Here is a 9,866-nt window from a genome sequence, read left to right on the forward strand (position 1 = left end):
CGGCCGGCTGAGGCCTGGTCGGCTGGGGCCGCTGCAGTTACGCGAGCAGCTGGTGCCGTGCGAGATCGCGGTACAGCGGAGTCGATTCGATGAGCTCGGCGTGCGTGCCCTGACCGACGACGACGCCGTCCTGCAGCACGACGATGATGTCGCTGTCGACCACGGTCGACAGCCGGTGCGCGATGACGATCAGCGTGCGGTCGGTCGAGACGGCGTCGATCGCCTCGCGCATGCGCTGCTCGTTCACCCCGTCGAGTGACGAGGTGGACTCGTCGAGCAGCAGGATCGGCGCGTCGGTGAGCAGCGCACGGGCGATCGCGAGGCGCTGGCGCTCGCCGCCCGAGAGCATCACGCCGTCTTCGCCCACCGGTGCGTCGAGACCCAGCGGATCGCGCTCAAGCACGTCGCCGAGGTTGACGGCCCGCAGCACCTGCTCGCAAGCGGCGTCCGAGGCATCGGGTGAGGCGAGACGCAGGTTGTCGGCGAGTGTTCCGGCAAGCGTCGGGGCGTCCTGCTCGACGTAGCCGAACTGCGCGCGGAGCTCGTCGCGGGGGTAGGTGCGGGAGTCGTGGCCGTAGAGCCGGATCGATCCACCCGTGGGGTCGTAGAAGCGCTCGACCAGTGACAGGATCGTGCTCTTGCCGGCACCGCTGGGTCCGACGAGAGCGACGCGTGCGCCGCGCGGCACGGCGAACGACACCCCGCGCAGCACTTCGCGCTCCGGGGTCGCGGACGCGTCGTCTGCGGCCTCCAGGTGCGCGTCGGCGAGCAGGGTCTGCGCCTCTTTCGCTGCGGCCAGTCGCGCGGCGATCACGTTCTCGGGGTAGCGGAAGCGCACATCGCGGAACTCGATGGCGGCGGCGGCGGGGTCGGGGTCGGCGCGGTCGCGCGAGACGGAGGCGGCGATCTGGTCATCCTGCTGCGTCTCGATCGGCAGGTTCAGCACCTCCTGGATGCGCCCGAGGGCACCGAGCGCCTGGTTCACCGAGGTGATCGCTCCGAACGTCGTGGCGAGCGGCATGACGAGCATGAACAGGAAGAGGATGAACGTGATCAGCGAGGCGATGGTGATCGTTCCCGCGGCGACGCGGAAGCCGCCGACGCCGAGCACGACGAGCAGAGAGACCTGCAGTGCGACGCCGGCGATGGGGACGACGAGAGACGAGATCTTCGCGATCCGCACGCCGATGCCGTACGCCTCGGAGGCGATCGCAGAGACCGCCGCGGTCTCGCGCTCGGTGGCGCCGGAGGCGCGAACGGTGCGGATCGACCCGACGGCGCGCTCGACACCCGAGGCGAGCTCGCCCACCTTCTCCTGCTGCGCGGTGGATGCGGTGCGGATCCGCCCGCTGAGCAGGGTGACGACGACCGCGGAGGCGCCGATGACGATCACGATGAGCAGCAGCAGCACGGGGTCGATCACGAGCATCGCGATGAGCGCGCCCAGGAAAAGGATCGCACTGCCCACGGCATCCGCGAGCCCCTGGGTGAGCACGGCGTAGAGCAGGGTGGTGTCGGTGCCCACACGAGAGACGAGGTCTCCGGTGCGCCGCGCGTCGAACTCGCTGATCGGCAGGTGCAGGATGCGCGAGATGAGCTTGCGTCTGCTCGAGTACACGACCGCAGTGCCGGTGCGCTGCAGCAGATAGTGCTGGTAGCCCGAGATGATCGACGACACGATCACGAGCCCGATCAGAACCCAGATCAGGATGCCGAGGCCCTGGTCGGACTGCACGGCCTCGATCAGCTGGCCGACGAGCAGCGGCTGGGCGAGAGAGGTGGCCGCCCCGAACACGCTGAGGACGGCGACGACGATGAGCGTGCGCTTGTGCTCGAAGAGGAAGGGGAGGAGCTGACGGAAGGTGGCGCGCGGACCGTCGTACTGCGCGCCGCGTCCGCGTCGGCGTGATGTCGCCGTGCTGGACATGCGGAACCTCGTTCTGAAAGGGAGTAGTTCGACCGTACTTCGTGTGCGGGCGGATTCTGTGGATGCGCTGTGTGCGGCTCAGATCTCTCCGGGAACGGCGATGCGCCGCCTGTCGTGACCCGAGAGAGCTCGCGATCGATCGCAGTGCGAGACTGGGCGAATGCTCGCTGCACCGAAACCCAAGCCCGGCGACAGAGTCGCGGTCCTCTCACCCGCGTTCGCGGCGCCCGCCGTCGCGCCGGAGATCCACGAGCAGGCGATGCGCCGCCTTCAGGACCTCACAGGGCTCGTGCCCGTGGAGTACGCGACGACGCGTCAGCTGGACGCGAGCCCAGAGGCCCGCGCGGCCGATGTGAACGCCGCGTTCGCAGACCCCGGCATCCGGGCGATCCTCGCGACGATCGGCGGTGACGACCAGATCCTGGTGGTGCCGCATCTCGACGCCGCGCTCGCGCAGGCCGACCCCAAACCCTTCCTCGGCTACAGCGACAACACGAACATCCTCAACTGGCTGTGGGGGCGCGGCATCCGTGGCTACTACGGCGGCTCCACGGCCGTGCATCTCGGGCCGGGCCCCGCGGTCGACGACGTGCATCTGCGCGCGCTGCGCGCAGCGCTGCTCGACGGCGGCACGCTCGAGATCACCGAGCCCGGCGAATCGGAAGACGTCGGGAAGCGCTGGGAGGATCCCCGCGCGCTCACCGAGTACGGCGATCGGGTCGCGACCGAGGAGTGGACCTGGTCGGGTCCCCGGGTGCGCGTCGAAGGCCGTACCTGGGGCGGGTGCCTCGAGGTCATCGATCAGCTCGCGCTCGCCGACCGGCTGCCGACGGCCTACGACCTGCGGGGCGGCATCCTGCTGTTGGAGACGAGTGAGGAGCGTCCGTCCGCCGGCTGGGTGGCCCGCTGGGTGCGGGGGCTCGGAGAACGCGGCATCCTCGACGCCGTCGCCGGAGTGGTCGTCGCCCGTCCGCCGGTCAGCGACTTCGAGTTCCTTCCGTCGCGGGCCGAGGCCGAACAGCTGAGGGCGGCGCAACGGGATGCCGTGATCGAGACCGTGTCGCGGTACAACCCTGACGCGGTGGTCTGCGTCGGAGTGCCGTTCGGTCACACCCGACCGCAGTGGNNGTCGCACGACACGAAGGGCGGCACCCCCGAGGAGGTGCCGCCCTTTCGCGTGAGGTGATGCGTCAGAGTTCGACGGCAGCCGCGACTCCGAGGTCGGATTCGTAGTCGTTGTCCTTCGTCTCCTTCGAGAGCAGGAGCGCGATGAAGGTCAGCACGCCCATCGCCGAGAGATAGAGGCCCACGAGCCAGGGAGCGCCGTCGCCGAGTTCCCAGAGCCACAGGGCGATGAGCGGCGCCACGGCCGCGCCGAGGATGGACGACACGTTGTACGAGATCGCGGATCCCGTGTAGCGGACGTTGGTGGGGAAGAGCTCGGGAAGCAGTGCGCCCATCGGGCCGAACGTCGCGCCCATGAGCATGAACCCGAACACGAGGAATGCCTGCGCGAGTGCGCCCGTGAACTTCGGGTCCATCGCAGGAAGCAGGAAGGCGTTGAACGTGAAGCCGAACACGATGATGAGCCCGGTGACCCACAGGAGCAGCTTGCGGCGGCCGATCGAGTCGGCGATCGGCCCCGAGAGCAGCGTGAAGATGCCGAAGAAGACCACGCCGACGATCTGCATGAGCACGAAGTCGGTGTAGGCGAACCCGAGACCCGGATAGAACTGTGCGGCGAAGGCCGATGCGTCGAAGTCCTTGCCCGTCGCCTCGGCAGCGGCCTGTGCGGCGGCGGACGCCGTCTCGAGGGTTGCCGGCTTCGTGCCGTACGCGAGGGTGAAGTTCGTCATCAGGTAGAACAGCACGTAGGTCGCCAGCATGATGAACGTGCCGAGGATCAGCTGCTTCCAGTGGTGGCGGAACACGGTCGCGAGGGGCAGCTTGCGGATCGCGCCCTTCTTCTCGGCCTTCTTGAAGGTGTCGGATTCGACGAGCTTGAGCCGCACCCACAGGCCGATGATGACCATCACCGCCGAGAACAGGAACGGGATGCGCCAACCCCATGACAGGAACGCCTCGGACTTCAGCGCCGGGTTGTCGGCATGCGGCAGCAGCCAGTTGATGCCGAGGAACAGGAAGTTGGCGATGATGAAGCCGAGCGGCGCTCCGAGCTGCGGGAAGGTGCCGTACCAGGCGCGCTTGCCGGCCGGGGCGTTCTCGGTGGCGACGAGAGCCGCACCCGACCACTCGCCACCGAGCGCGAAGCCCTGCGCCAGGCGCAGGATCAGCAGCAGCAGTGCGGCCCACCAGCCGATCTGCTGGAACGTGGGCAGGAGCCCGATGATGAAGGTCGCGATGCCCATCGTGAGCAGCGAGGCGACGAGCGTGGCCTTGCGGCCGAACTTGTCACCGAAGCGGCCGAAGACGACCGCGCCGATCGGGCGAGCGACCATCGCGGCGCCGAACACGGCGAACGACGACAGCAGTGAGGTGGTGTCGTTCCCCGTGGGGAAGAACAGCACCGGGAAGACCAGCACGGCCGCTGTCGCGTAGGCGTAGAAGTCGTAGAACTCGATCGTGGTGCCGACGAGGCTCGCCGTGATGACGCGCGAGCGCGGATTCGCGGGCGCTGTGGTCGTACTCATGCTGCTCCTTCGTTCCGAGTGCCCGGTATACCAAGGCACCGAGAGATCCTACGCCTTCCTGAACGTTTGCTGGGTGCGTGTGACCTCCTCGCGACGCGTCTGCGTAGAGTCGGAGGCGGATGCCGCTGCGCACGCGAGACGGGATGACACTGTGACGACGAGACTTCTGCTGCTGGCCGACACCCATGTGCCGGCGCGTGCGAAGCGACTGCCCGACGCGGTGATGCGGGCGGTCGACGAGGCCGACATCGTCGTCCACGCGGGCGACTGGATCGACGCCGCGACGCTGGATCTGCTCGAGTCGCGCTCGCGGGTTCTCGTAGGCGTCTACGGGAACAACGACGGTCCCGAGCTGCGCGAGCGGCTGCCCGAGATCGCCCGTCTGACTCTCGAAGAGGTCGACGTGGCGGTGGTGCACGAGACAGGTGCGAAGCAGCGCCGCGAAGAGCGGATGGATGCGGCGTTTCCCGGCACCGATCTGCTCGTCTTCGGGCATTCGCACATCCCCTGGGACACCGTCGCACCGTCGGGGATGCGTCTGCTGAACCCGGGCTCTCCGACCGATCGACGACGCCAGCCGGTGTGCACGATGATGACGGTCGTGATCGACGGACGACGCATCGACGCCACGCTGGTGCCGATCGTATGAGCGCCTCACCTCGCCGAGATGACGACGTCGAGGGGCCCGCGGCGTACCGCGCTCCGATGCGCTCGCGCGACGACGACGTCAGCGACGGGCCGGCCGTCGAGCGGGCGCTCGCGCTCGGCCTTTGCGGGGTGGGCGGCAGGCTCGATGTCACGCCTGCTTCGTGGGCGGATGCGCTCGCCGCCGTGGACGCGGCTCACGGCGAGCGGATGGCGCGCCGACTCGAGCGGTTCGCGGGGGTATCCGAGGGGGCGTTCGTCTGGACGCGCGACGTCGACGGGTTCCTCTGGCTGGGCAGGCTCGCCGGGCCGTGGCGCTACGACCCCTCGCCCGAGGGCCGCGCGGTCGATCTCGTGCACGTGCGTGCGTGCGACTGGCTCGAGAGTCCGGTCGAGCCGGCTGCGGTGCCCGCCGGCGTGCTCGAGGCGTTCGCACGCGGGGGCCGCAACTGGCAGAGCATCACCCGAGCCGACAGCGCACAACTCACCGCAGACGTCTGGGATTCTCGCCGGAGCCCGTAGCGAGACTCGTCACTCGGCCGGACGCAGAGCGACGAGGATCTCGCTGTATCGGCTGAGGAAGGCCCGCTCGTCGAGTCGCTTGCGACGCAGCCATGTCGTGACCTCGTCGTTGCGTTTGCTCGCGTTGCACGACCCGCATGCGGGCACCACGTTTTCGACCGTGTAGCGGCCACCTCGGGAGATCGGCATCACGCAATCGCGCTGGAGCGCGACCTCGCCCGCTCCGCAGTACGCGCATCCACCCCAGGCCTCCTGCAGCGAGATCCACTGCTCGGCGGTGAGGTCGTTGTCGACCCGTGCCAGGCGGCCCTGACGTCGCTTCGCATGACGGGCGCGCGCAGCGGGCGTGGGAGTGGAGAACCTTCGGCGCGGCACNNGCCGAGAGCGAGCGTCGGCACGAAGTCGGCGGTCGCGTCGAGCAGGTGCTCGAGTTCGAGGACGACGAGGCGGTTCGCTCCGGCATGCGTGGCCGGAGACGGCACGAAGAGCGTGCGCTGGGGGCCGTTGCGCCAGTAACGCCCCAGGAAGAAGCCATTGACGAACGCGTAGCCCTTGCTCCAGGCGGCGGTGTCGAGGAACAGGTCGGCGGGGGAGTCGAGGTCGAAGTCCGCGACCCACGCAGACGGTCCGACGATCGCCTCGTCGGAGGCCTCCGTGGCGCGCGATCCGATCTTCGCCGCGATCTCCGCAGCCAGGGCCGCCACGTCGAGCGGTGTCGAGTGCCAGCCGGTCAGCGGCACGCCGTCGAGCGCAGGAGTGCCGATGAGGCCCTTCTGCTCGCCGAGCCGGTGGTCGTAGTTCACCCGGCCTCCCTCTTCCACGAGGATGCTGAGCCTGCGCCCGGCCGGGATCTGCAGGGCGCGGTCGTGACGTGTGCGTGAGAGCGTGCCGACGGGCTGTCCGTCGACGCTGACCCAGGCGAGGTCGCGCACCTCGTCGAGCACGAGCTGACCGCCCCGGCCCTCGGGCAGGGAGACGTCGTAGCGGACGAGAGCGCTCAGGTGCTCCAGCTCGTCGAACGTGACGGGTGCGGGCGAGGCGGGGGCCGCCGCCGCGGCATCCGTCCATGGCCCTGTGGGCACGAGCGGCGCGGAGAAGGCGGGCGCAGGCTCCGCGGCGGTCGGAAGCTCGTCCGGCACGGGAGCGTACTTGGCGATGACGTCGCGGAACGCGAAGAACTTCGCTGTCGGGTTTCCGGCCTCGTCGAGAGGCGCGTCGTAGTCGTACGACGTGACGATCGGCAGGTAGCGGCCCTTGTGGTTCGCGCCGTTCGTGAGGCCGAAGTTCGTGCCGCCGTGGAACATGTAGATGTTCACCGAGGCCCCGGCGGCGAGGAGCTCGTCGAGGTCGGAAGCTGCTGCGTCGACGTCGGTCGTGTGATGCACGCCACCCCACCAGTCGAACCAGCCGTCCCAGAACTCCGAGCACATCAGCGGCCCGGTGGGCTGGTGCGAGCGCAGGGTGGCGAGACGCTCGGCGCTGCGCGAGCCGAAGGATCCGGTCTTGTGCAGCTCGGGCAGGCTGCCGTCGGCGAGCATCTGATCGGTGGGCTGGTCGACGGTCGTGAGGGGCACCGTGATGCCGGCCTCGCGCGTGAGGGAGACGAGCGCCTCGAGGTAGGCCTTGTCGGAGCCGTAGGCGCCGTACTCGTTCTCGATCTGCACCAGCACGACCGAGCCGCCCCGGTCGATCTGCCGTGGTGCGACGATCTCGTAGACCCGACGGAGGTAGTCGCTCACATCGGACAGGAAGGTCGGCTCCGAGGAGCGCAGCTCGCGCTCTCCCGCGGTGAGCCAGTTCGGCAGACCGCCGTTGTGCCATTCCGCGCAGATGTAGGGGCCGGGGCGGACGATCGCGTCCATGCCCTCGGCCTGGATCAGGTCGAGGAAGCGGCCGAGGTCGTTCCATCCCGTGGCATCCCACTCGCCTCGGCGGGGTTCGTGAGCGTTCCAGGCGACGTAGGTCTCGATCGTGTTGAGCCCCATCAGGCGGGCCTTGCGGATGCGGTCCTGCCACTGGTCGGGGTGCACCCGGAAATAGTGGATGGCACCGGAGATCACCCGGTGGGGGAGCCCTGCGCGGAGGAAGTCTGTCTCGCCGATGGAGAAGGAGGTCACGATGAGGTGCTTTCGATGGGAGGGCCGGACGGGGAGCGCGTCCCCGTCCGGCCCGGACGTGCGATTACTTGTTGACGGCGAAGCCCTGCGAGTTGCCGTACTCGACCAGGGCGTCCTGCCAGGTCGTGAGGCCCTCGTTCAGGTCGGTGCCGTTCTGGTACGACTGGCCCACGGTGTCGCCGAAGATGCTGTTGCCGTAGACCTGGTAGGGCAGGTAGTTCCAGCCCTCGACGACGTCGTCGGCCGCAGCGGCGAGGACCTCGTTGATCTTCTGTCCGCCGAAGTACTCGGGGGCGTCGGCGAGGAACTCCTCGCTCGACAGCTCAGCGGTGGTCGAGGGGAAGCCGCCCGACTCGAGGAAGGTCGAGATGCTCTCCTCCGAGTTGTTCAGCCACCACAGGAAGCCGGCTGCGAGCTCCGGGTTCTTGCTCTGCGTGGTCACGGCCTGTCCGCCGCCGCCGTTCTCCGCCGTCGCCGGGGATCCGTCGTAGGTCGGCATCGGCGCGACGCGCCAGTCTCCCGCACCGTCGGGGGCGCCGGTGATCAGGTTCCCGGGCATCCAGGCGCCGATGACGAGGGTCGCGAGGCTGCCGTCGCCGAGAGCGCGGAACCACTCGTCGCTCCAGCTGCCGTAGGGCGCGAGCAGGTCCTCCTCGACGAGGCGGTTCCAGTTCTCGGTCCACTTCTTCGACCCGTCGTCCTGCAGGTCGATCGTGACGTCGGTGCCCGAGGTCGCGAACGGCTTGCCGCCCGCCTGCCAGATCATCGAGGTCGCGAATCCGGCGTCGCCGGTGTCGTTGGTGATGTAGGCGTTCGGGTTCGCGGCGTCGATCGCCTTCGCCGCCTCGTAGTACTCGTCCCACGTGGTCGGCACGTCGACACCGGCGGCGTCGAAGACGGCCTTGTTGTAGAAGAGGGCCATGGGGCCGGAATCCTGGGGCAGACCGTAGATCGCGTCGCCGTCGGTGACCGAGTTCCACGTCGAGGCCGTGTAGTCGTCTTCGAAGTCGGCGAAGCCGTACTGCGAGAGGTCGACGAACGCGTCGGTCAGTGCGAACTGCGGGAAGGCGTAGTACTCGACCTGCACGACGTCGGGAGCGCCCGAGCCCGCCTTGATGGCGTTCTGCAGCTTGGTGTACTCCTCGTTGTTGGTGCCCGCGTTGACCACGTTCACCTTCACGTTCGGGTACTCCTTCTCGAAGGCCTCGACCTGGGCCTCGGCAGAGGGGGTCCACGACCAGTACGTGATCTCGCCGCCCTTCTCGAGCGCGGCCTCGATCGAGTCGAACGAGCCGTCGCCGGCAGCGCCGCCGCCGCCGGATCCTGCGTCACCGGTGCTGCAGCCGGCCAGGGCGAGCGCCGCGACGGTTCCGGCCGCGAGCACCGCGAGGGTGCGCCGCGCGGCGGGTGAGGGAAGGTGCTTCATTGCTGTGTCCTTTCGGGGTGCGGTCCAGCATCGGACCGACATGTGCGGGTGCGGAGGGATGCCGGGGGCTACTGCTTGACGCCGCCGGCGGTGAGACCTGACTGCCAGAACCGCTGCAGCAGCAGGAAGGCGATGACGATCGGGATGATGGTGAGCAGCGAGCCCATGATCACGAGGTTGTAGATCGGCTGGGATCCCGCGCCGATCGCCTGGGCGCTCCACTGGTTGAGGCCGACGGTGAGCGGGTACCAGGCGGGGTCGGACAGCATGATCAGGGGCAGGAAGTAGTTGTTCCAGGTCGCCACCACGGTGAACAGCGTGACGGTGACGATGCCCGGTGCGAGCAGTCGCATCGAGATCGTGAAGAACGTGCGGAACTCGCCCGCGCCGTCGATGCGCGCCGCCTCGAGGAGCTCGGTCGGGATCGACTCCGAGGCGAACACCCAGATCAGGTACAGCCCGAAGGGGCTGATGAGCGACGGGATGATGACGGCCCAGGGGGTGTTGGTGAGACCGAGCTCGCTGAAGAGCAGGAACGTGGGCACAGCGAGGGCGGTGCCGGGCACGGCGACCGCGCC

General features: G+C 68.9%; 9 protein-coding genes. 3 read left to right on the plus strand and 6 right to left on the minus strand.

Annotation, left to right across the window (positions count from 1 at the left end; genetic code table 11):
* Positions 1-37: 37 nt before the first annotated feature.
* Entirely contained in the window at positions 38-1,927 is a 1,890-nt protein-coding gene (locus J7E68_RS03975; protein WP_215170057.1) for an ABC transporter ATP-binding protein, read from the minus strand.
* A 160-nt stretch (positions 1,928-2,087) separates the two neighbouring features.
* Between J7E68_RS03975 and J7E68_RS03980 the strand changes: the two genes are divergently transcribed.
* On the plus strand, positions 2,088-3,113 hold the full coding sequence (locus J7E68_RS03980; RefSeq protein ID WP_251048615.1) for an LD-carboxypeptidase: 1,026 nt from the start codon (positions 2,088-2,090) through the stop codon (positions 3,111-3,113).
* A 4-nt stretch (positions 3,114-3,117) separates the two neighbouring features.
* Here the strand turns inward: J7E68_RS03980 and J7E68_RS03985 are convergent, their stop codons facing one another.
* Positions 3,118-4,578, minus strand: coding sequence for an MFS transporter (locus tag J7E68_RS03985; protein ID WP_215170059.1), 1,461 nt, complete (start codon positions 4,576-4,578; stop codon positions 3,118-3,120).
* Between the two features lie 151 nt (positions 4,579-4,729).
* Between J7E68_RS03985 and J7E68_RS03990 the strand changes: the two genes are divergently transcribed.
* Together J7E68_RS03990 and J7E68_RS03995 are read left to right on the plus strand one after the other, a co-directional pair.
* Entirely contained in the window at positions 4,730-5,227 is a 498-nt protein-coding gene (locus tag J7E68_RS03990) for a metallophosphoesterase (protein ID WP_215170062.1), read from the plus strand.
* Positions 5,224-5,745 (plus strand): GAF domain-containing protein, encoded by a 522-nt coding sequence (locus tag J7E68_RS03995; RefSeq protein WP_215170064.1) that lies wholly within the window; start codon positions 5,224-5,226, stop codon positions 5,743-5,745. Before J7E68_RS03990 ends, J7E68_RS03995 begins: the two co-directional genes overlap by 4 nt.
* Before the next feature lie 9 nt (positions 5,746-5,754).
* Here J7E68_RS03995 and J7E68_RS20260 read toward each other — a convergent pair whose 3' ends face one another.
* The 4 genes from J7E68_RS20260 to J7E68_RS04015 all read right to left on the minus strand — a co-directional run.
* Positions 5,755-5,934: an HNH endonuclease signature motif containing protein gene (locus J7E68_RS20260; protein WP_311416272.1), complete on the minus strand. Its 180-nt coding sequence runs from the start codon at positions 5,932-5,934 to the stop codon at positions 5,755-5,757.
* Entirely contained in the window at positions 5,934-7,862 is a 1,929-nt protein-coding gene (locus J7E68_RS04005; protein WP_311416274.1) for a beta-galactosidase, read from the minus strand. The genes J7E68_RS20260 and J7E68_RS04005 overlap by 1 nt, the downstream gene beginning before the upstream one ends.
* A gap of 64 nt (positions 7,863-7,926) precedes the next feature.
* Positions 7,927-9,288 (minus strand): sugar ABC transporter substrate-binding protein, encoded by a 1,362-nt coding sequence (locus tag J7E68_RS04010; RefSeq protein WP_215170068.1) that lies wholly within the window; start codon positions 9,286-9,288, stop codon positions 7,927-7,929.
* Between the two features lie 68 nt (positions 9,289-9,356).
* Positions 9,357-9,866: carbohydrate ABC transporter permease (locus J7E68_RS04015; RefSeq protein ID WP_215170070.1), on the minus strand; the 510-nt coding region annotated here is incomplete at its 5' end.

Origin of the sequence: Microbacterium sp. ISL-103, assembly GCF_018613995.1 — a bacterium.
Classification (GTDB): domain Bacteria; phylum Actinomycetota; class Actinomycetes; order Actinomycetales; family Microbacteriaceae; genus Microbacterium.

Coding starts and splice junctions, on each gene's coding strand:
- J7E68_RS20260 (WP_311416272.1), bottom strand. CDS start 5,934: ATGCCGATCTCCCGAGGTGGCCGCTACACGGTCGAAAACGTGGTGCCC.
- J7E68_RS03975 (WP_215170057.1), bottom strand. CDS start 1,927: ATGTCCAGCACGGCGACATCACGCCGACGCGGACGCGGCGCGCAGTAC.
- J7E68_RS03985 (WP_215170059.1), bottom strand. CDS start 4,578: ATGAGTACGACCACAGCGCCCGCGAATCCGCGCTCGCGCGTCATCACG.
- J7E68_RS04010 (WP_215170068.1), bottom strand. CDS start 9,288: ATGAAGCACCTTCCCTCACCCGCCGCGCGGCGCACCCTCGCGGTGCTC.
- J7E68_RS03995 (WP_215170064.1), top strand. CDS start 5,224: ATGAGCGCCTCACCTCGCCGAGATGACGACGTCGAGGGGCCCGCGGCG.